General features: G+C 44.8%; 20 protein-coding genes. All 20 read left to right on the forward strand.

All coding sequences use genetic code 11. The features are described from left to right. Window positions 1–6 precede the first annotated feature (6 nt). Genes ACFQZS_RS03960 through ACFQZS_RS04055 form a run of 20 tightly spaced genes read left to right on the forward strand, consistent with a single transcriptional unit; the run spans window position 7 to window position 19,706 of the window. Entirely contained in the window at window positions 7–1,236 is a 1,230-nt protein-coding gene (locus ACFQZS_RS03960) for a class I SAM-dependent methyltransferase (RefSeq protein WP_377097500.1), read from the forward strand. After that, window positions 1,236–1,952 carry an FkbM family methyltransferase gene (locus ACFQZS_RS03965; protein ID WP_377097502.1) on the forward strand — a complete coding sequence of 239 codons (717 nt, stop codon included), beginning with the start codon at window positions 1,236–1,238 and terminating at the stop codon, window positions 1,950–1,952. The genes ACFQZS_RS03960 and ACFQZS_RS03965 overlap by 1 nt, the downstream gene beginning before the upstream one ends. After that, window positions 1,953–2,852: a GDP-mannose 4,6-dehydratase gene (locus ACFQZS_RS03970; RefSeq protein ID WP_377097503.1), complete on the forward strand. Its 900-nt coding sequence runs from the start codon at window positions 1,953–1,955 to the stop codon at window positions 2,850–2,852. Further along, complete coding sequence (locus ACFQZS_RS03975) at window positions 2,842–4,149, forward strand: glycosyltransferase (RefSeq protein WP_377097505.1); 1,308 nt, start codon at window positions 2,842–2,844, stop codon at window positions 4,147–4,149. The genes ACFQZS_RS03970 and ACFQZS_RS03975 overlap by 11 nt, the downstream gene beginning before the upstream one ends. Then, on the forward strand, window positions 4,146–4,874 hold the full coding sequence (locus tag ACFQZS_RS03980) for an FkbM family methyltransferase (protein ID WP_377097507.1): 729 nt from the start codon (window positions 4,146–4,148) through the stop codon (window positions 4,872–4,874). Before ACFQZS_RS03975 ends, ACFQZS_RS03980 begins: the two co-directional genes overlap by 4 nt. Next, on the forward strand, window positions 4,856–5,716 hold the full coding sequence (locus tag ACFQZS_RS03985) for an alpha-1,2-fucosyltransferase (RefSeq protein WP_377097554.1): 861 nt from the start codon (window positions 4,856–4,858) through the stop codon (window positions 5,714–5,716). The genes ACFQZS_RS03980 and ACFQZS_RS03985 overlap by 19 nt, the downstream gene beginning before the upstream one ends. After that, entirely contained in the window at window positions 5,713–6,390 is a 678-nt protein-coding gene (locus ACFQZS_RS03990) for a glycosyltransferase family 25 protein (RefSeq protein ID WP_377097509.1), read from the forward strand. The genes ACFQZS_RS03985 and ACFQZS_RS03990 overlap by 4 nt, the downstream gene beginning before the upstream one ends. After that, window positions 6,387–7,286: a glycosyltransferase gene (locus ACFQZS_RS03995; protein ID WP_377097510.1), complete on the forward strand. Its 900-nt coding sequence runs from the start codon at window positions 6,387–6,389 to the stop codon at window positions 7,284–7,286. The genes ACFQZS_RS03990 and ACFQZS_RS03995 overlap by 4 nt, the downstream gene beginning before the upstream one ends. Beyond that, a complete protein-coding gene (locus tag ACFQZS_RS04000; RefSeq protein ID WP_377097511.1) occupies window positions 7,283–8,608 on the forward strand; it encodes a glycosyltransferase family 4 protein in 1,326 nt (441 codons plus the stop codon). The genes ACFQZS_RS03995 and ACFQZS_RS04000 overlap by 4 nt, the downstream gene beginning before the upstream one ends. After that, window positions 8,605–9,537: a glycosyltransferase family 2 protein gene (locus ACFQZS_RS04005; RefSeq protein WP_377097513.1), complete on the forward strand. Its 933-nt coding sequence runs from the start codon at window positions 8,605–8,607 to the stop codon at window positions 9,535–9,537. Before ACFQZS_RS04000 ends, ACFQZS_RS04005 begins: the two co-directional genes overlap by 4 nt. After that, complete coding sequence (locus ACFQZS_RS04010; protein WP_377097515.1) at window positions 9,530–10,492, forward strand: glycosyltransferase family 2 protein; 963 nt, start codon at window positions 9,530–9,532, stop codon at window positions 10,490–10,492. Before ACFQZS_RS04005 ends, ACFQZS_RS04010 begins: the two co-directional genes overlap by 8 nt. After that, window positions 10,492–11,193 carry a hypothetical protein gene (locus ACFQZS_RS04015; protein ID WP_377097517.1) on the forward strand — a complete coding sequence of 234 codons (702 nt, stop codon included), beginning with the start codon at window positions 10,492–10,494 and terminating at the stop codon, window positions 11,191–11,193. The genes ACFQZS_RS04010 and ACFQZS_RS04015 overlap by 1 nt, the downstream gene beginning before the upstream one ends. Then, complete coding sequence (locus ACFQZS_RS04020) at window positions 11,190–12,194, forward strand: glycosyltransferase (RefSeq protein WP_377097519.1); 1,005 nt, start codon at window positions 11,190–11,192, stop codon at window positions 12,192–12,194. Before ACFQZS_RS04015 ends, ACFQZS_RS04020 begins: the two co-directional genes overlap by 4 nt. Further along, window positions 12,185–13,180 carry a glycosyltransferase gene (locus ACFQZS_RS04025; protein WP_377097521.1) on the forward strand — a complete coding sequence of 332 codons (996 nt, stop codon included), beginning with the start codon at window positions 12,185–12,187 and terminating at the stop codon, window positions 13,178–13,180. Before ACFQZS_RS04020 ends, ACFQZS_RS04025 begins: the two co-directional genes overlap by 10 nt. Next, window positions 13,177–14,412 carry a glycosyltransferase family protein gene (locus tag ACFQZS_RS04030; RefSeq protein ID WP_377097523.1) on the forward strand — a complete coding sequence of 412 codons (1,236 nt, stop codon included), beginning with the start codon at window positions 13,177–13,179 and terminating at the stop codon, window positions 14,410–14,412. Before ACFQZS_RS04025 ends, ACFQZS_RS04030 begins: the two co-directional genes overlap by 4 nt. Further along, window positions 14,413–15,705, forward strand: a complete 1,293-nt coding sequence (locus ACFQZS_RS04035; RefSeq protein ID WP_377097524.1) for a glycosyltransferase — start codon at window positions 14,413–14,415, stop codon at window positions 15,703–15,705. It abuts the gene before it with no gap. After that, a complete protein-coding gene (locus ACFQZS_RS04040; protein ID WP_377097526.1) occupies window positions 15,698–16,324 on the forward strand; it encodes a class I SAM-dependent methyltransferase in 627 nt (208 codons plus the stop codon). The genes ACFQZS_RS04035 and ACFQZS_RS04040 overlap by 8 nt, the downstream gene beginning before the upstream one ends. Further along, window positions 16,321–17,478, forward strand: a complete 1,158-nt coding sequence (locus ACFQZS_RS04045) for a glycosyltransferase family 4 protein (RefSeq protein ID WP_377097528.1) — start codon at window positions 16,321–16,323, stop codon at window positions 17,476–17,478. Before ACFQZS_RS04040 ends, ACFQZS_RS04045 begins: the two co-directional genes overlap by 4 nt. After that, on the forward strand, window positions 17,465–18,316 hold the full coding sequence (locus ACFQZS_RS04050) for an FkbM family methyltransferase (protein WP_377097530.1): 852 nt from the start codon (window positions 17,465–17,467) through the stop codon (window positions 18,314–18,316). Before ACFQZS_RS04045 ends, ACFQZS_RS04050 begins: the two co-directional genes overlap by 14 nt. Then, complete coding sequence (locus tag ACFQZS_RS04055) at window positions 18,309–19,706, forward strand: exosortase Y-associated Wzy-like protein (protein WP_377097531.1); 1,398 nt, start codon at window positions 18,309–18,311, stop codon at window positions 19,704–19,706. The genes ACFQZS_RS04050 and ACFQZS_RS04055 overlap by 8 nt, the downstream gene beginning before the upstream one ends. Window positions 19,707–19,807: the final 101 nt, after the last annotated feature.

The raw sequence follows: 19,807 nt of genomic DNA on the forward strand, positions 1-19,807 counted from the left end.
AATTGTATGTATAAAGAGATCACAGCATGCAGAATTAGCGGAAGCAGGAACCTTATAGAGGTTTTGTCTTTAGGCGAGCAGTACCTTACCGGCGTTTTTCCGAAATCAAAAGATGAGATAATTACAAAGGGGCCGCTGGATCTTGTTTGGTGCCCGGATAGCGGCCTGCTGCAAATGAAGCAATCCTACAGTCTGGACGAAATGTACGGCGATAACTACGGGTACAGATCGGGACTGAACGCATCGATGGTGGCGCATTTGAGCAATAAGATAAGAACACTGGAACGCATGGTAAGTCTTGCCGAGGATGACCTGGTTATCGACATCGGAAGTAATGATGCCACCTCGCTGAAAGCTTACACTAAACCTTGCCGTAAAGCAGGCATAGATCCAACAGGTTTGAAGTTTGCGGAATATTATGGTGAGGACATTTTGCTGATCCCGGATTTTTTTTCGGAGGCGGTGTTCAGAAAAAGCTTTAAAACCGAAAAGGCCAAAATTATTACATGTATAGCCATGTTTTACGACCTGGAGAGCCCGGTTGATTTTGTAAAGGAAATAGCCGCTATACTGGATGACGAGGGTATATGGCATTTTGAACAAAGCTATATGCCATCCATGCTGCGCACCAACTCTTATGATACCATCTGCCATGAACACCTGGAGTTTTATTCATTTAAAGTGGTAAAAACCATGCTGGAGCAATGCGGCCTCGATGTGATAGATGTGCAAATGAACGCGGTTAATGGCGGGAGTTTTGCTGTTACTGCCTGTAAGAAAAATGCTTCCTTCCGGCGTAACAAAGCGATCATTAACTGGATGCTGAAACAGGAGGAAGACATCGGGCTGGACACGCCCAAGCCTTACAGGGAGTTTGAGAACCGGGTATATAAACACCGTAAAAACCTGCTTGAACTGATAGAGGCGCTGATCCAGGACGGAAAAACCATTATTGGGTATGGTGCCTCCACCAAAGGCAATGTACTTTTACAATTTTGCGGCCTTACTGCTAAACATATTCCCTATATCGCCGACGTAAACCCCGACAAGCACGGATCGTTTACGCCCGGAACCCATATTCCGATTATATCCGAGGCGGAGGCGCACGCCCTTAAACCAGACTACTTCCTTGTTTTGCCCTGGCATTTCAAAAACAATATTCTTACCCGCGAAACTGCGTTTATGGAAGCCGGCGGGAAATTCATCTTTCCCTTGCCTGAGATCGAGATCGTTTAATGGATAAACTGAAAAGCTTAGTTAAGAAGATCGTCTTCACCTTTATCAAGCCGCCCGTTGTTCAGATTTATAATACGAATTCACAGGCCGGAGAAGACAAGATTGTCGAATTTTTATTTAAGAGCAAGGGCATACAAGCCATCCGGTACATAGATATCGGCGCGAACGATCCGATTGGGCATAATAACACTTATTTATTTTACAGCAGCAACAGCAGCGGGGTATTAATAGAACCGGATACTACCTTTATTTCCCGTTTGGAAGCTGCCCGGCCGCGTGACACGGTAATCAACGCCGCGGTTAGTACCGGAAGCGATACCGAAGCTGAACTCTATGTATTTGCAGACTCAGCGCTGAATACGCTATCAAAAGCAGATGCTGAATTGCGCCAGGCGTCAGGTCTGAACAAAATTCTGCAGATAAAAAAAGTTCCCCTGTTAACGATAGCACAGGTAATTGACCAATATATGGAAAAATGCCTGCCGGATCTGGTATCGCTGGATGTAGAAGGGGTAGATCTGGAAATTCTCCGGTCGTTTCCATTTGAAAAATATCCCGTTCCGGTGTGGATAGTTGAAACTTGCGCCTATTCAGAAGATCATATAAAACCCAAGAATACCGAAATAATCGACCTGATGCTTTCCCGGGACTATTTTGTATACGCGGATACCTATATCAATACTATTTTCGTTCATCAAAACTGGTTCAAAGCTTAAATGAATAAGAAAGCATTGATCTTCGGAATTAATGGTCAGGATGGCTATTACCTTAACCGGCTATTAGCTGATCATCACATTACTGTTATCGGCGTTTCACGCAGCGGGCTTGTCGACATAAAGGGAGATGTAACGGATTACTTATTCGTCAGCAACCTGATAAAAGAACAACAGCCGGATTATATTTTTCACCTTGCGGCAAATTCAACCACCCGTCACGACGCGCTTTTCGAAAACTTTGGCACCATTTGTACCGGAACGCTGAACATATTGGAAGCAGCTTACCAGCATTGCCCGGGAAGCAGGATATTTATTTCAGGAAGTGGCCTGCAATTTGAGAATAAGGGAGCACCGATAAGTGAGAACCACGCCTTTGAGGCACGCGACGCGTATTCCATGGCCCGTATTCAATCTGCTTTCGCGGCTAGGTACTACCGCACGAAAGGCATGAAAGTTTATACAGGATATTTCTTTAACCATGACAGTCCATTGCGTTCGGACCGCCATATCAACCAGAAAATCGCTTTGTCGGCTCACCGTATTTATTCCGGGCGTGATGACAAATTAAGCATAGGAGATGTTAGCGTAAAAAAGGAGTTTACTTACGCCGGTGACGTGGTGAACGCGATCTGGGTGCTGGTTAATAACGATACGGTTTTCGAAGCCACAATTGGCTCCGGCTTAGCCTTCCCGATTTCTGACTGGCTGCAATTATGCTTTAGCCGTTATGATCTGGACTGGCGCGATCATGTTGCGATTACACCAGGTTTTGTTGCTGAATATGAGGTGCTTGTTGCTGATCCATCCACCATAAAAGGCCTGGGCTGGCAGCCTCAGCTCAGTATAAGCGGATTGGCGGATATGATGCTGGAACACGTTGAGAAAACAGATGTTGGCTAAAAATCGCTTCAATATATTGATCATCCCGGAGTTGCTGCCTTATCCACCCACAGAGGGAGGAAGGTTGTGCATTTTCGTATTGATCGACTATTTGCGAAAATTTCACGATATACAGCTCTTGCTGGCGGCCTACAGCAAAGATGATACGCGGACAATTGATCAGCTGCGCGCTGAATGGCCGGAGGTAATCATCCATGTAGCTGAACTTTACACCGAGCCTGCGCCGGAAAAATTCCGGCAGAAGCTAAAGCGCAGGGTGCTGGATTCGCTGAAAAGCATTTATTACTCCCGAAAGAAAATGGGCGTGGCAACCGATGTTTACAGCCGTTATGACCCTCATTTTACCCTGCCGTTCAATCCGCATCACCGTGATTTTATCAGTAAGCTGGTGTCTGTTCTTGACCAAACCAAATTTGATATCATACAAACGGAACTGACCAGAATGCTTAACCTGGTGAGCTTATTTCCCCCGGCATCAAAGAAGATCTTTGTACAGATAGAGAGCAAAAGCGATATTCTGTATGATTATGGGCGTTCCCACGGTTTTGACGTAAATTATATTGAACATGTCGCGGGAAATACCGCTTTTATTGAATATGCTTATATGGCACAATACGATGCCGTATTCGCTTTGAATGATCTGGACGCTCGCCAGATCCGCGAACATGTGCCACCTTCTGTTGCAGTTTATACATCCCCGTTTGGCTTATTGGACAAAGACGTGGCCGCTGCTGACTTTGCCGATGAAAAAAAGGAGCATCTGATCTTTATGGGAGGAGAGGGTCATTATCCTAATTATGACGGATTATACTGGTTCCTCTCAGACGTATTAAAGGAAATACCTGATAAGCCATTTAAAAATATATACATAACAGGTAACTGGTCAGTAGCAACAAAAGCTAAATTTTCTCAATTGTCAGATCAGGTAAATTTCATAGGATTTGTCGATGACCTGTCGCCCTACCTTCGCTCAAGCATTTGTATCGTTCCCATCCGTATAGGCGGGGGCGGCATCAGAACCAAAATACTGTCCGCTATGGCTCAAGGTTCCCCTGTCATCGCCACCACGCTGTCTTCGGTAGGGATCAAAGGTGATCATGGGCGAGAATTGCTCATAGCCGATACGGCGGAAAACTTCGCCCAGGCTATTATTGAACTGTTTGCAAAACCGCCAGAGGCCCAGGCGATGGCACGCAATGCCTACCGGCTTTTACTTGCTGAATACACTCAGACAGCCGTAGGGGCTAAGCGGAACGGTTTTTACCAAAGTATCTGTAATCCCTCAGCCATATCATGATGAAAGGAAATTGGATAGCCCGAAAGGTAAGCGGTTTAAAAAGGAGGCTTTTATCCCAAAAATTGCATTACCAGAAAATTTCCTACTCGCAATCGGGAGAGGACCTGATCGTGAAGTATATTTTCGACGTAATTGGTATATCCAGGCCATCTTACATTGATGTTGGTGCCCATCATCCCTATAATTTCAGCAATACGGCCCTGTTTTACGAAACGGGCAGCAGCGGAATAAATATTGAACCTGATTTTTCCCTCTTTCAAGCGTTCCGGAAGTACAGAAAAAGAGATATCAACCTGAATATCGGAATAGGTAAGGAAAAAACAGTGGCGGATTTTTATCTCATCTCCGCATCCACACTGAACACGTTTTCTAAAGAGGAAGCGCTCCGTTACCAGGATGAAGGTAATTACCTGATAAAGGAAGTTGTAAAATTACCGGTAGAAACCCTTACCAATGTTTTAAACATGTATTGTAAGGAGGGCTTCCCTCAATTTTTGAATATTGATGCCGAAGGCGTGGATGAGATCATTATCAGGTCCATTGATTATGAACAAAATTATCCGGTGGTTATCTGCGTGGAGACCCTGTCTTTTTCTACATCAGGTAAGGGTTTAAAAAACCAGGAACTGATTGATTATGTGACAGACAAAGGCTACATGGTTTATGCCGATACCCATATCAATACAATTTTTGTGCGACAGGACCGCTGGAAAAAGGCTCCATGATTGTCGTTAAGCTTCAGGGTGGACTCGGCAATCAGCTCTTCCAGTACGCATTTGGAACAGCGCTTGCAGAAAAGTACCGGGACACGCTCAAATTCGATCTGGGCTCATATGAAGTCGGCGCGTCACGTAAGCTGGACATCCTGGAATTCAGGGTAGATTTACGTGCTGTTGATGAAGCACAGTATAACGATTTCTTTTCTTTGAAGAACAGGATGCTGAAAAAGTTAAAACTTAGCGTTTTGGCTACCAGCCAGGTCCATTTTGAAAATAGTGCTACCTATTATGATGTGCATCACAGCGCCTCTAAAAACATTTTTTACTTTGGCTATTGGCAAAGCCCGCGTTATTTTGAAGCGGTCAGTAAGATCATACACGAACAATTCAAATTAAGGAACGATAACCTGCCACTTTTTTACCGTGATCTGCTAAAGCAAAATCAGACCGTAGCTATCCATATCAGGCGGGGCGATTATCTTTTGGCCGGCAACGCGCAGGTGCATGGCAACCTGCCGCAAGAATACTATGAGCGGGCCGTAGATTTGATGCAGCAATCGGTTGGCGATAGCCATTACCTGATTTTTAGTGACGATTTATCCTGGGTAAAGGATAACTTCAAAATTCCCGTAAAATGGCAGATGGTTGACGACTGCGAACTAAATGCGGCGCAAACCCTGGCTTTGATGGCCGCCTGCAATCACCAGATCATTGCCAACAGCACTTTTAGCTGGTGGGCAGCCTGGCTCAATACCAATCCGCAAAAAAAAGTAATAGCACCCAAAAACTGGTTCGCTAATGGGAGGGACGCGACAGAATTGCTAATGAATTCCTGGACAGCCCTATGAGCGATACGATTAGCCTGGAGCGTTTTTTTGATCAGATCTATTGTATCAACCTTGAAAGCAGGCCCGACCGGCTGGCGCAGTTTAAAGAAAACTATGCAGCACTTGGCACCGCTGCGATAAGCATAGTAAAGGCCGTAAACGGAAAAGAGATAGCAGCAGGCGACTGGGAACACGGCCCGGGCGCTCTAGGTTGCCGGCTGAGCCATTTAAATATTTATAAGGAGGCTTTACACAGCGGCTACTCCCGTATCCTTGTTCTGGAAGATGACGTGGTAATAGGCCGAAAATTTAGAGCACAGCTTACGCAACTGTTGGACTGTACTCATGACGATTGGGACATGATCTATTTTGGCGGCTACCACCACCTTAAACCAGATCCGTTTTGCGGCAAATTTATCAGGCTCAATAACACTTTGTCTACCCATGCTATCGCTATAAATTGCCGCTGTCTGCCGGCATTGATCAGCAAAATAGAAAGCGATGCCCGCTGGATAGATTCCGTAATAGCAGACCTCCATCCCGAACTGAAAGTATTTGGCTTTAAAAAGCCAATAGCCTGGCAAAGAGATGGTTTTAGTGACATTACGGGAACCCATATTAACTACCGGCCCGGCCCGTACAGACAAGTTCTTATTGCCATAAAACGCGTTTTGAAAAAGGTTGTCAAGTTATGATATCTGTTATAGTTGCGACAAGGAACAATCAACTGTTGCAACAGCTCAGCGACAATATCCAAAAAAGCATAGGGCTGGAGTATGAAATAATAGCTATCAACGGCGACAAGGCCGGCAAAGGCATTTGCCGGATCTATAACGAGGGAGCAGCAAAGGCGCAATACCCTTTTTTATGCTTTGTGCATGAAGATATATTATTTCACACCCAGGGATGGGGCCTTAATTTGCTCAAGCATCTAAGGCAGGAAGATATCGCTCTTGTTGGTGTACTCGGCGCTACCGTTAAAACCAGAACACCTTCAGAGGTTTTTATTCCGGTTGATAATCTGGTCCGGTTTAACCAACTGCAACGACGGACAGGTAAAACACCGGAACACTATTTTTATAACCCCAACAAGGAAGATAGCAGCGAAGTAAAAGTTGTTGACGGTCTTTTTTTAGCCTGCACCCAAGTAAACCATGCCAGGTATCCGTTTGACGAACAGACGCTTAAAGGTTTTCACGGGTACGATATCGATTTTTCGCTGGGCCAGGCCAACAACGGTAAGGTAGTTGTTGTTTATGATATTCTGCTGGAACATTTTTCGTACGGCGGGCATTCCGTATCCTGGATAGACGACCAGATGATCTTATTAAAGAAATGGCATGCAGAGCTACCCGCTTATCTGCCCTCGGCCCAAAAATCAATTCTTAAAGCGGAGATCAATAGCACAGAAGGCTTTTTACTGGATCTGATTTTAAACAGATACAGTACCGCCACCCAGCTTAGTTATTTGCTGAAACTACTGGCCTTACGGCCATTTAACAGCAAAAATATTTATTTTATCAGGAGGTTCTTTATCCGCGGTACCTTGGGAAAGCAATTGAAAAAACTTTTCAGCAGTTCAGTGCATTGAAAATACTATTTATACTTCCTGAATATTATCCGCATTCCGGCGGAGGAATATCAACCTATTACCAGCACTATTTGCAGGCTTTAAAACCTCATTGTGAAACTATTAAGGTAATAGTTGGCAGCGGCTATGTGCAGGGACGAGATAAATTTGAGCACAACGGTATTGAGGTAGCCTATCTTGATCCGGAGCTTTATCAACAGCACCTCCTTAAATTCACCCGGTTTAACGTGTTGCCCGAATACAGAAACAACCTGGCGGCTGCCTGGGCCATGTGGGAACAGGCAAAGGAAGGTGACGACTTTGATGTAATTGAATGCACAGATTTCGGTCTGGGCTTTGTACCATGGGTAATGCACCATCAAAAGCCGGTTATCACCCGCCTGCACGGGAGTGCAGGACAGATAGCATTACATGAGAATACCCACGAGGCGGCATTGGCCGATAATATAAATTTACATACAGAGGCGACGTTGTTACCTTTATGCGACATCTTGCTGACCCACAGCCAGGCGAACCGCGAATTTTGGCAATCGGTTTTTCCGTCAGGAGATATATCTTTTATTCCGCCCGTTTACACCGCCCCCCAAATTTCTGAGCCGCTCCCGCTGGAACAGCGCGAAAACTGGGGCCTTGTTGCCGCGAGGATGCAAAAATGGAAGGGCCCTGAGGTGTTATGCAAGGCAATGCGCTTAGTGAAGACCGGGTTTGATATTAAATGGATGGGCAGGGATACGCCTTTTAACAAAGGGCAGTCTACCAATGCTTATTTAAGCCTTAACTACGGTGATGTATGGGGTAAACGTATTTTTAACCAGAACGCAGTACCAAATGGGGAGATGCTGAACTATCAGCGACAAGCGAGATTTGGTATAGTACCCTCACTTTGGGATATGTTCAACTTCAGTTGTCTGGAATTTATGGCTGTAGGGACTCCACTCATTTGTGCCGATGGAGCGGGGGCCTCTGAACTTATTGAACACGGCATAAACGGTTTCAAATATGATGCTAATGATCCAACTGCGCTAGCCGCTTGCATAGATAAAGTTATTTCACTGAATGAGCCGGATTATAAGCAAATGGCGTATGCCGCCATGCAGACTATAGCCGGCCAACTTTCCTCCGCCAGCCGAATGCCGGATTATCTGCAATTATACCAAAGAGCAATAAAAGCTTTTGAGGTAATGCCGTCAAATGATGTTTTTGCAAAATTGTACGGGCCGGGAGAAGCAAACGACCCCTTAGGTGATCTGCTGGATAAGCAACCGCTGAAGTTGATTCTGAGCTATTTGAAAGCGCGGATTTTGCAAAAGAAACGGAAATGAGTATAGCCATTTGCATTCCAGCTTATAATGCAGCCGAATATCTGCCCCGGTTACTAAGATCCGCGCAGGGGCAGGCCTTCCCTTTCAATGAGATCCTTGTTTATGACGATTGCAGCACAGACGACACCGCCCGCCTTGCAGAGCGCTGGGGAGCGAGGGTAATACAAGGGGATGTGAACCGCGGTTGTTCTTACGGTAAAAACCGGTTAGCCGAACATTCTTCATCCGAATGGCTGCACTTTCATGACGCGGATGATGATCTATTGCCTGCTTTTACAACATTAGTTGGTCAATGGATAAAGGAAAAAGGAGACGATTACGATATATTATTATTGAATTTCGATTATGTAGACGCCAATACCGGTAAACTGCTGGGGCAGGCCGGCCACAATATCGCAGAACTGCATCAGGACCCCTTAAAATACGCCATTACCCATAAAATTGTGAACTTTGGTGTTTACAAGCGGGACGCTTTTCTGAAAGCCGGGGGATTTGACCTGGACGATAAAGTGCTTTATAATGAAGATAATGCTTTCCATCAGCGGCTGGCACGGCTTAACTACCGCTTTGAATATCTGCCCGAAGTAACATGCATCAATTACAGATATGGCGAAAGCATGTCAGCATCAAATGTATTGAAATGCGCACAGGCAAACTTCCACGTGCTTGAGAAAACTGCCGTCACCCATGGCATAAAATATCCCGCCGAATTGTCTGAGCAATTATGGAACTGCGTGGCAACCCTCGCGGCCTGCGGGGACTGGATATACGTACGTAAAGCTTTGGATTTAAGCAGGGCGCTGGGATACCGTCATAGTCCGGCGGGTAATCCCTTGTTCAAAATGCTTACGCATATAAATCCCTTTTGCGCCGTAAAATGGAGAGAAAAATTGATCAGGCTTTTTAAACCGCATTTAAGGAATGGCTGAACCCCTGGTATCGGTTATCATTCCGGTTTATAACGCCGCGCCCTATGTTAGCGAAGCGATTGAATCGGTCATGAGTCAGACTTATCCTCACAAAGAACTGATTCTTGTTGATGACGGATCGACGGATGCTTCCTACGAAATTTGTTGTAAATACGCTTGTGAATGGATAAGCGTTTATCGCCTGCCGGTCAATAAGGGTCAATCCTTTGCCAATAACTATGGCTACCAGAGGGCCAGGGGAACGCTCATCAAATTCTTCGATGCAGACGATATTTTGGATCCCGGCTACCTGCAGGAGATGATGTTACGTTATAACAGCGAAGACGATCTGTATTTTTCCAATTGTGTCAATTTTTATAATGAGTTCTCACTTTTGCAACAGGTTCCCTATAAAACAGAGCCATGGAAAACTATGCCACCTGTGGATTTTATCCTGTCTCCGACGAGCTTTATGCGACAGGGTGGGCGGTGGCTGATCCCTAAAAAACTGATTGAAGCCGCAGGGCTCTGGAACGAAGAACTTTCCCTGATCAACGATTTTGAGTATTTTACCCGTTTATGCTTACACAGCAAACAGATACATTACGTCTCTGAAGCGGTTTTGTATTACCGGCAGGTCCACAACAGCTTGTCCAGTCAGAAAAGCACGGCGGCCTATCAATCCGCATACAAGTCGCTTACTTTGGCCGGCAATCAATTACTGATAAAAGAAAGCAGTGCAAGGGTAAAGAAATACATTGCTGATTCGCTGCAAGGGTTGCTGTATGAGGTATATCCGCGGGACAGGCAATTAAGAAAAAAAATAGTTGCGCAAATCAATCTCCTGGGGGGAGCTGACAAAAAGCCGGATGCCGGCGGCCTTACCTTGTTATTAACCCGTATGTTTGGATGGAAATTCGCGCTGCTGACCCGCTATTACTTTTCCGGACTAAAAAAAAACATTTTGCCTGACTGATGATTGCTTTAATCACCTCCACGCTGCGGCCTACGCGCGTGCATTCTTTTTTTTCAGAGCAGGAGCGATATGACCAAACGCTGGTTACGATCAGGAAACTTGCCGGGAAAGGATTCGATGATATACGTTTGATAGACAATTCAATAAATGATATCGACGCGAAAAGTTTAATCAATGATAGTCAGACGCCTATAAAAGTCTTTCATTCTGCCCAGTATTCCTTTGCCAACAAAGGCCTGAATGAAGCACTGATGCTGTTAAATAACCTCCATCACCTGCCGCAATCAATACCTGTTTTTAAAATTAGCGCCCGGTATTTCCCTACGGATCAGTTCAATATGGAAGCTGCCCTGCAACTTGACCGCTACGATTTTATAGGCGTGGGAGAGAACTTCGATAAAAAAATATCCGCTTTCAGCACCCGGGCCTACTTTGTAAAAAACAAAATGGTTTTAGAGGAAATGCTGACCACGGCAATAGAGGAGATGATTGCCTACCATAAAGGAGTATACGGCCCGAGAAGTGCGATTAGAGCAATAAGATCCATTTTAAAAAAAGAACAGGGCAGTCCCTTTCAGCTGTCAATTGAACAGGCCTTCGCCCGTATTATGAAACAAAAAAATAACTACTTGTTGCTTGACAGAATTAATATTGAAGGAACGCTTGCCGGATTTAGCGACAATAATAAAATCAGTGAATGAAACCTGATCTGTATATCTTTTACGAAGAACCTGAAAATGATCGCTGGGTGGCTGGTGACCGTCACCCCAGGCGTCTTTTCCGGATTGTCCGCGATAAAATATTCCGCCGCGAAGCGCCTGTAGGAGGGATGAAAAAATGGTTCATTAACCTTGTCAAGGGCCTGGATATTTTAGGCGCTGCTTATAAAATAAACGATTATAAAGCCCTTGCAAAGAGTAAAAACGGCATCGCGCTCGTCATCGGCAAGCCGCACGTAGTAGAGAAAATTCCGGATCATATAAGGATCATATATGGCCCCGCCCTGGCATCTCACCCTACGGATAATACTTTCTGGGAGCGAAAAAAAATCGTCCATCTGATGATCTCCTGCCACTGGCTGCAAGAGCTTTATCAAAGAGATCTGCCCGTAAAAATACCTTCTTCGGTATGGCCCAGTGGTGTCGAAACAGATGAATGGTTGCCTGATACTGCCCAATCCAGGCCCGCCACGGTTTTGGTTTACGACAAGATCAGGTGGGACCGGGATAAACTAGAGCCGGGCCTGTTAAACCCGATAGTACAGGACCTGGAAAAGCGCGGCTTAACCGTAACGTACCTGAAATACGGCGCCTATGAGGAAGCGGAGTACAGGGAAGTGCTGGATAAGGTTTGCGGAATGGTATTTTTATGTGAGCATGAAACGCAGGGCTTTGCCTATCTGCAGGCACTATCCTGTAATGTACCGATACTGGCATGGGATCGGGGGGGAGAGTGGAGCGATCCGGCGTATTATCCACATAAAGTTAAGTTTGGGCCGGTGACATCGGTGCCATACTGGGATAATAGCTGCGGAGAAAAGTTTAAGGATATGGATGAATTTAGGGAAGCTGCAGCCCTGTTTCTGTCAAGTATTGAAAAAAACAGCTACCGGCCGAGGGATTATATACTGGAAAATTTCAGGCTGGAACAAAGGGCGCAGGAATACCTGGACATTATAGCGCAAGTTAATACATGCGGATAGCCATTACAGCCGATCCATTTATCCCGGTTCCTCCGCATCATTATGGAGGCATAGAACGTATCATAGACTTTCTCGTGCGGGGACTAATAGCAAGGGGGCATGATGTGCTGTTGGTGGCTCATAAGGATTCCACGATAGACGCTCCCTTATTAGCCTACCCGGACGGCAAAGGCCATAGCGGTAACATAATAAGTTTGTCAGGCTTGAGGCACTTTAACCCGGATATCATTCACAGTTTCAGCAGATTGGCATATCTGCTTCCTTTTATGCGCTCGCCAGTCCCGAAACTGATGTCTTATCAAAGAGAGCCAACCATCCGCCAGGTTAAACTTGCTAAAATGCTTATCCGGTCACTTTCATTCACCGGCTGCAGCAACTATATCAGTGATAAGATCCGTCCCTACGCGGACGTAGAAACTGTATACAACGGACTGGATATGACAAAGTTTACTTTTCGGGAGCGTGTCAGTCCGGATGCTCCGTTGCTTTTTCTGGGGCGGATTGAATTTATAAAAGGTACGCATATAGCTATCAAGGTAGCCAAACGCGCAGGTAAAAGGCTGGTGATTGCCGGGAATATTCCCGAAAATGAGCAACGATATTTTGCTGATGAGATCCAACCTCATCTGGATGAAAATGTTGAATATGCCGGACCTGTAAACGATGAGGAAAAGAGTAAATTATTGGGCAAAGGCCTTGCCTTACTGATGCCTATTCAATGGAACGAACCGTTCGGAATTGTAATGGTTGAAGCTATGGCTTGTGGTACGCCGGTAATTGGTTTTGGTACCGGCGCTGTACCTGAGGTTATTCAAAATGATCTCAACGGTTTTGTCTGCGCAAATGAAGGAGAAATGATCGACAGGGTTCATCAGATCAACCAAATTGATAGAACAGCTGTTTTCGAAGATTGTCAGCGCAGGTTTTCAGCAGACGCCATCGTTGATCATTACCTTTCGATCTATGAAAAGCTGGTTACAACATGAAGGGGGCGTCGAAAATAGTTTTGATTACTACCGGTCAGCCTGCCAGCAATCCCCGCCTTGTAAAGGAAGCAGACAGCTTAGCCGGATACGGCTATGAGGTAACGGTTTTATACGCTTACTGGGCTAACTGGGCTGCCAAGGCAGATAAGGTACTTCTTAAAAGTAAAAAATGGCAAGGGATATGTATTGGCGGTGATCCATTCCACCAGCCAACCAGATATACCTTGAGCCGAATGTTTCATAAATTGGTACTGCTTGTTTTTAAGTTTACCCAAATGTTGTTCATGACAGGTTGGGCAATATCCCGCAGCAGTTTATGGCTAACCATTGAAGCGAAAAGGCATAAGGCCGATCTATATATCGCGCACAATCCCGGCGCTTTACCCGCAGCCGTAAAAGCCGCCAAAGTGAATAATGCCTTATGCGGATTTGATGCAGAAGACTTTCATCTCGGCGAAACCAACGCTGCTATAGACAGTTTAGAATTTCGCTTGAAAAAAGCTGTTGAAACCACTTACTTTCCCGAACTGGATTATTTTACGACCAGCAGTCCGGATATCGGGGAGGCCTACCGGAAAATATATCCCTTTCTTGCTCCAATCGTTTTATTGAACGTATTCCCTGAAGTTGATGTTGTAAAAAACAGCAGGGTAGTAAATCAAACCACCCATCTCATTTGGTTTTCCCAAACTATAGGTACCAATCGTGGTCTGGAAGACATAATTCTGGCGCTGCATCTGATAAACGATAAACAGATTAAATTACACTTGCTGGGAAACATTACCGCGTCTGCCAAACCTATATTGGACCTGATTAGAGAAAAAAATATCACTGCAGAATTACATGATCCCTTACCTCCGGATGAGATAGCTGCGTTCTGCGCCGGATTTGACATTGGACTCGCGCTTGAACCGGGATTTTGTGAAAATAACAAAATGGCGCTTAGCAATAAATTATTCACGTACATGCAAGCCGGGCTAATGACCATCGCCAGCGACACACCGGCCCAAAAAAAATTTTTTGAAGCGAATCCGCGAGCAGGCCGTACTTATCCCATTGGCGATCATAGTGCGCTGGCCGGCATAATTGCGTTTTATCATAATAACAAAAGCGAGCTCACCAGCGCTAATCAGGATGCGCTGCAGTTATTCCGTACAAAGTATAACTGGGAGCGGGAGAGCACTAAGTTTTTATCCCTGGTGCAGGAAACTTTAGCGAGCCGGCCTAAATAAATGGTAAAAAGAGTTTTAATTATCTCGCCCCATTTTCCGCCTCAAAACGCGGCTGACATGCATCGCGTGCGAATGAGCCTGCCTTATTTCAGGGAATTTGGATGGGAAGCAGAAGTAGTGGTGGTTGAGGACAAATATGTTGACCTTGTCCGTGACCCGATTCTGCTCAACACCATACCCGATCATATAAAAATACATAAAGTCAGGGCCTTCTCTAAAGCTGTAACATCAAAATTTGGCTTGGGCAATATCGCTTTGCGTTCTATCTGGTTTTATTTTCTAAAAGTGAATCAGTTGTTACGCACGCATCAATTTGACCTGATCTACTTTTCCACCACACAGTTCCCGGTTTGTGTTTTAGGCGCTTACTGGAAAAAACGGTTTAATGTGCCTTATGTAATTGATATGCAGGACCCCTGGTATTCAGACTACTATGAGGACAAAGCCCCACAGGACCGCCCCCCTAAATATTGGTTCTCTCATCGTATGAGCAAATACCTGGAACCTATTGCTATAAAAAACGTGGATGGTTTGATAAGTGTTTCTGAAAATTATATCACCATTTTAAAAAAAAGGTACCCGGTAGTTAAAGATGTCCCCCAATCCACCATACCTTTCGGCGCGTATGCGCCTGATCTAAAGATAGCCGCGGAACACCGCTCATCTTTTGGTACGCTGCTTCAACCTGGTTTTAAAAATATCGTTTATGTTGGGCGGGGGGGGGCAGACATGCGCGACGCGCTGGTTGTTTTGTTTGAAGCACTGAAAAAAGGACTGGAAACCATGCCGGAGCAGTTTACGCTGCTGCGCTGCTATTTTATCGGTACCAGCTACGCCCCGGCGGGTATGGGCGAAGAAACTATAATGCCCTTAGCACGCGCTTATGGTGTTGAGAAATATATCGTCGAAATTACGGATCGGATCAGCTACTACTATACATTAAATACTTTGCAGCAAGCCGACGCATTATTTGTTCCCGGCTCCAACGATCCAAATTACACTGCTTCCAAAATTTACCCCTATATATTAATGAAAAAACCTTTACTCGCGCTTTTTCATCACTGCAGCCCGGCTTTGGCAGTATTAAAAGAATATGGTGCCAGCTTTGCCTACAGTTATGACGAAACACCTGATTTGCAGGCCAAAGTGGTTCATTTTTTTGCAGCCGTAAGCACTGGAACGAATGAACCGGTGCATTACAATGAAGCAGCCAGGCGCAAGTACGACGCCGTTAACAGGACAGAAATGCAATGTGTTTTATTTGATGAAGTAATTAAGATGAATAATGGATAGATATGTTCAGTATGGTTGCGGATTTTCTGCTCCGCAAGGTTGGATTAACTATGACGCGTCACCAACCTTAAGATTCGAGCGAATTCCCCTTATAGGAAAGTTCTACACCAAAAATTCGCAGCCCTTTCCTTCCGATGTGAGGTATGGAGATATTGTAAAAGGATTACCCGAGGCCCCCAATAGCAGTAAGGGCGTGTACTGTTCTCATATTCTGGAACACCTTTGCTATGAAGATTTTATTTTGGCGTTAAAGAACACCTATAAAATATTGCAACCCGGCGGAGTATTCAGAGGAGTGGTACCCGATCTAAGGTCTGCTGCCGAAGATTATCTGGCCTCCTTTGGGGAAACGGCCAACCCGGCGGCCGGTTTTATGCGCGGTACTTTGCTTGGGGTAGAAAGGCGGGAAAGAACTTTACAGGGCTTGTTAAAAGGAATGATGGGCAACTCCAAACATTTGTGGATGTGGGATTATCCATCTCTTGAGGCAGAATTGCATCAGGCAGGATTTAGAAACATACGGCAGGCGAATTATGGAGATGCTGAAGACCAGCAATTTAAACTGGTAGAAGACGAGGGCCGCTTTTATAAAGCCGCCGCTTTTGAGTGCTTTAAATGAAAAAACTGGCCATCATTGTTACACACCCTATCCAGTACTACGCGCCGGTATTTAAATTGCTGCATCAGCGTAAAAAAGTTCAGGTAGAAGTATTTTATACCTGGGGTGAACAATCGGCTGATAAATTTGATCCGGGGTTTGGAAGAAAGGTAGAATGGGATATTCCGCTAACGGAGGGCTATCCCCATCAATGGGTCGGCAATACAGCCATTGCACCGGGTTCTCATCACTTTCGCGGCGTAATAAATCCCGGTTTGATCGGCTCCGTGGAAAGCTACGCGCCTGATGCGGTTCTGGTTTTCGGATGGGCCTACCAGAGCCATCTTAAGTTAATGCGATATTTTAAAGGTAAAATACCGGTCTTCTTCCGGGGAGATTCCACCTTAATGGATGAAACGACCGGCATCAAATCGCTGATAAAATATTTGTTTTTAAAGTGGGTTTACAGCCATGTTGATCACGCTTTTTACGTAGGCAAAAATAATAAGGCCTATTTCAGAAAATATGGTTTACCGGAAAGCGCGCTAACTTTTGCTCCTCACGCCGTGGATAATGAGCGCTTCGCCATTGAAAATCATCAGGCGGTATCCACACTGAGAAACCAAATAGGGGTTGGCGATAACGATATACTCGTGCTCTTTGCAGGAAAGTTGGAGGAGAAAAAACATCCTATCTTATTGGCTCAGGCTTTTATTGATGTAAATTTCCTCGCCGCGCACCTCTTATTTGTTGGAAACGGAGAGCTGGAAAACCAGCTAAAAACAATGGCACGTGGAAGATCTAATATACATTTTCTCGATTTTAAAAACCAGCAAGCGATGCCTTCTGTTTATCAGGCCTGTGATCTGTTCTGCCTGCCCTCAAAAGGTCCCGGTGAAACCTGGGGACTTTCGGTTAACGAGGCGATGGCCTGCAGTAAAGCTATATTAGCATCTGACAAAGTAGGCTGCGCTGCCGATCTGGTGCAATCCGATGTTAACGGTGCGGTATTTAAAAGTAACGAAATAAAAAGTCTGATAGCTGAGTTAACCCGGTTAATACGATCAAAGTCGACCTTACTAACCTTCGGAAAAAATTCACATAAAATAATACAGCAATGGAATTTTACAGAAATTGCCAAAGCAATTGAAAATAAATTAAATGAAACGATCTGATCGCATAAAACTGGCATTTATACGGAACTGGAATCTGCCGGGAAAAGAAAGGCTTTCTCATCTGTTAAAACCATCTGTCCAACTAAGGCAACTCATTAAAGATGGCATAACCTGGTTAAATACCGAAAATATAGGTATATATACACATGCGGATAGTTACATCGAGTGGACCATCTTAAGTACAGGAACATATGAAGACGAGATTGGAAAACTGATCAGGTTATGTTTGAAAAAAGGGGACAATTGCCTGGACATCGGCGGTAATATAGGGTTGCAAAGTATGCGTATGGCGCAAGCGGTAGGGGAACAGGGTGTGGTATATGCATTTGAACCACTTAACTATCTTCAGCAAAAACTGAATAAAAACCTGTTGCTTAACAGGCTCAGCAATGTAACCTTATTTCCTATTGCTTTGTCGGATATTGAGCAAACGAGGGAATTTGATATAGATCCCAACGCCTGGAACCAGGGAACTTTTAGTCTGCACGGATCAGCCGGCAGCGACAAACAGCTGGTAGTGATCAAGCCCGGCGACGCGTTGCCGGAAATAAAAGAGCTCCAGCATTTGGCATTAATAAAAATAGATGTAGAAGGTTATGAGTTGCCTGTACTGCGCGGCCTTAAGCAGACTATAACGAAGTATAAACCGCGTATTATCTTTGAATACGATAGTAATTACTGGACGGTGACCGGGCAAAGTATTAATGAATGTTATCAGTTTCTTACAAATTTAAACTATGTCTTTTTTCAAATAACCGCCATAGGCTGCGAAAGAATAAACAACGTTAAAAAAATACAAACCGGCAATCTGTTTTGCATGGTAGAAAGCGATGAATAAATCTTTTGGGAAATATGCCCTTTTGTACCTGCCATGGCTCGCTTCTCTGGTCGTGCAAAACAATCCGGCGGCATCCTATCTTATTGCCTGGCTTGGCACTTTCTTTTTGTTTTATTTATGTTACAGCGGGAAAATAAAAAAGCTGCCTGATGACAGAAGAATTGGGGAACAAATTATGCGGCCGGTTTACCTGGTTCAAATCATTTTTATCGGGTATATGGCCAGTACTTCTATATTCTATTTTATCCAGTTACTGGGATATGGAGACCAAAGCTTTATGATCCGCTCACCGGCTGAACTTGAACAAAAAATATTATTGGCAGCTCAATGTCAGCGGTATTATGTATTAGGTCACGCCGCCTTTTTAACCGGCCTGCTGTATACTATGAAATACCCGGTAAAACCCGAATACACCTATGACAAAAGTAAACTAACAGCCGTTCTTTTTCAGATTGCCGTGATCTGTCTTCCGCTGTCTGTAATATCTTACCGGATACCTGGTCTTTCTCAATTTTATTTTCAGCTTACTTCGCTGAGTTTTATAGCCGGCACCCTGGCACTGGCATTCGCTATTCCTGAGAGACGGAGAGTCAGCATCCTTATATGCTGCGGCATGTATTTAATCAATTTCTACCAGGCGCTAACCTCAGGCTATAAGGAACCCATTATCGTCAGTTTATTGGTGTTGGGGATATTTCTCTATCCCAATTACAAGAAGATTGTTATCGCTATATTTGTACCGCTGTTTTTTTTGCTCGCCATTTACCTGCCAAAATACAATCAGATTTTCAGGCAGAGTGCCTGGGGAAACGACGTGACCAGTGAGGAGGCCTATGAATCGGCGCTTGACGCAACCCTGGCAACGGATGCCGAATATAGCAACTGGGGGTTTTTGGTTTACCGGTTAAGCGAAATTGATATGTTCACACAGTTCGTAAAATCCACCCCCGAATACATAGATTATTACAAATTCGACCTGGTCGGTCAGGCGCTGGAAGTTACTGTGCCCCGCCTTTTCTGGCCGCAAAAACCCATAACAGAAACCATGGTGATGGAGCGGGTATATAATGCTGACGTGGTTAACAGAGGATCAACCGTTTCGGCAAAGCCCGCTTTTATTGTTGACGCCTACCTGTCTGGCGGAGCTCTGGGCGTCTTTATCGGGCTCTTTATTTACGGCGCGGGAATTCAGTTGATCTCTCAAAAAGCTGAGCATCTGTTTGGCGGTTATATTCTTGGCGTAGCCCTGATATTCAGCGGTTTATTCCAGATTGTTTGGCGCGGGTTAAGTTTTGAGTTTATGAGTAATTCCGTTCTGTGGAGCTACCTTACCATGCTCATCATTCACAAAGCTATGGTAAAAACGTTCTTTTTGCGCCGGATCTATTAAGATGAATATATGAAAACAAAAGTATTAGTAACAGGAGGGTTAGGTTATATCGAATTTCAAACGGTGAGTTAACTACTTCATAATTGCGTATTTTGTTAGGA

Origin of the sequence: Mucilaginibacter calamicampi (assembly GCF_042676765.1) — a bacterium.
Lineage (GTDB): Bacteria > Bacteroidota > Bacteroidia > Sphingobacteriales > Sphingobacteriaceae > Mucilaginibacter > Mucilaginibacter calamicampi.

Coding starts and splice junctions, on each gene's coding strand:
- ACFQZS_RS04015 (WP_377097517.1), top strand. CDS start 10,492: ATGATTGCTTTAATCACCTCCACGCTGCGGCCTACGCGCGTGCATTCT.
- ACFQZS_RS04020 (WP_377097519.1), top strand. CDS start 11,190: ATGAAACCTGATCTGTATATCTTTTACGAAGAACCTGAAAATGATCGC.
- ACFQZS_RS04040 (WP_377097526.1), top strand. CDS start 15,698: ATGGATAGATATGTTCAGTATGGTTGCGGATTTTCTGCTCCGCAAGGT.
- ACFQZS_RS03975 (WP_377097505.1), top strand. CDS start 2,842: ATGTTGGCTAAAAATCGCTTCAATATATTGATCATCCCGGAGTTGCTG.
- ACFQZS_RS04050 (WP_377097530.1), top strand. CDS start 17,465: ATGAAACGATCTGATCGCATAAAACTGGCATTTATACGGAACTGGAAT.
- ACFQZS_RS03995 (WP_377097510.1), top strand. CDS start 6,387: ATGATATCTGTTATAGTTGCGACAAGGAACAATCAACTGTTGCAACAG.
- ACFQZS_RS04035 (WP_377097524.1), top strand. CDS start 14,413: ATGGTAAAAAGAGTTTTAATTATCTCGCCCCATTTTCCGCCTCAAAAC.
- ACFQZS_RS03960 (WP_377097500.1), top strand. CDS start 7: ATGTATAAAGAGATCACAGCATGCAGAATTAGCGGAAGCAGGAACCTT.
- ACFQZS_RS03965 (WP_377097502.1), top strand. CDS start 1,236: ATGGATAAACTGAAAAGCTTAGTTAAGAAGATCGTCTTCACCTTTATC.
- ACFQZS_RS04055 (WP_377097531.1), top strand. CDS start 18,309: ATGAATAAATCTTTTGGGAAATATGCCCTTTTGTACCTGCCATGGCTC.
- ACFQZS_RS04045 (WP_377097528.1), top strand. CDS start 16,321: ATGAAAAAACTGGCCATCATTGTTACACACCCTATCCAGTACTACGCG.
- ACFQZS_RS04025 (WP_377097521.1), top strand. CDS start 12,185: ATGCGGATAGCCATTACAGCCGATCCATTTATCCCGGTTCCTCCGCAT.
- ACFQZS_RS03990 (WP_377097509.1), top strand. CDS start 5,713: ATGAGCGATACGATTAGCCTGGAGCGTTTTTTTGATCAGATCTATTGT.
- ACFQZS_RS03980 (WP_377097507.1), top strand. CDS start 4,146: ATGATGAAAGGAAATTGGATAGCCCGAAAGGTAAGCGGTTTAAAAAGG.
- ACFQZS_RS04030 (WP_377097523.1), top strand. CDS start 13,177: ATGAAGGGGGCGTCGAAAATAGTTTTGATTACTACCGGTCAGCCTGCC.
- ACFQZS_RS04010 (WP_377097515.1), top strand. CDS start 9,530: ATGGCTGAACCCCTGGTATCGGTTATCATTCCGGTTTATAACGCCGCG.
- ACFQZS_RS03970 (WP_377097503.1), top strand. CDS start 1,953: ATGAATAAGAAAGCATTGATCTTCGGAATTAATGGTCAGGATGGCTAT.
- ACFQZS_RS04005 (WP_377097513.1), top strand. CDS start 8,605: ATGAGTATAGCCATTTGCATTCCAGCTTATAATGCAGCCGAATATCTG.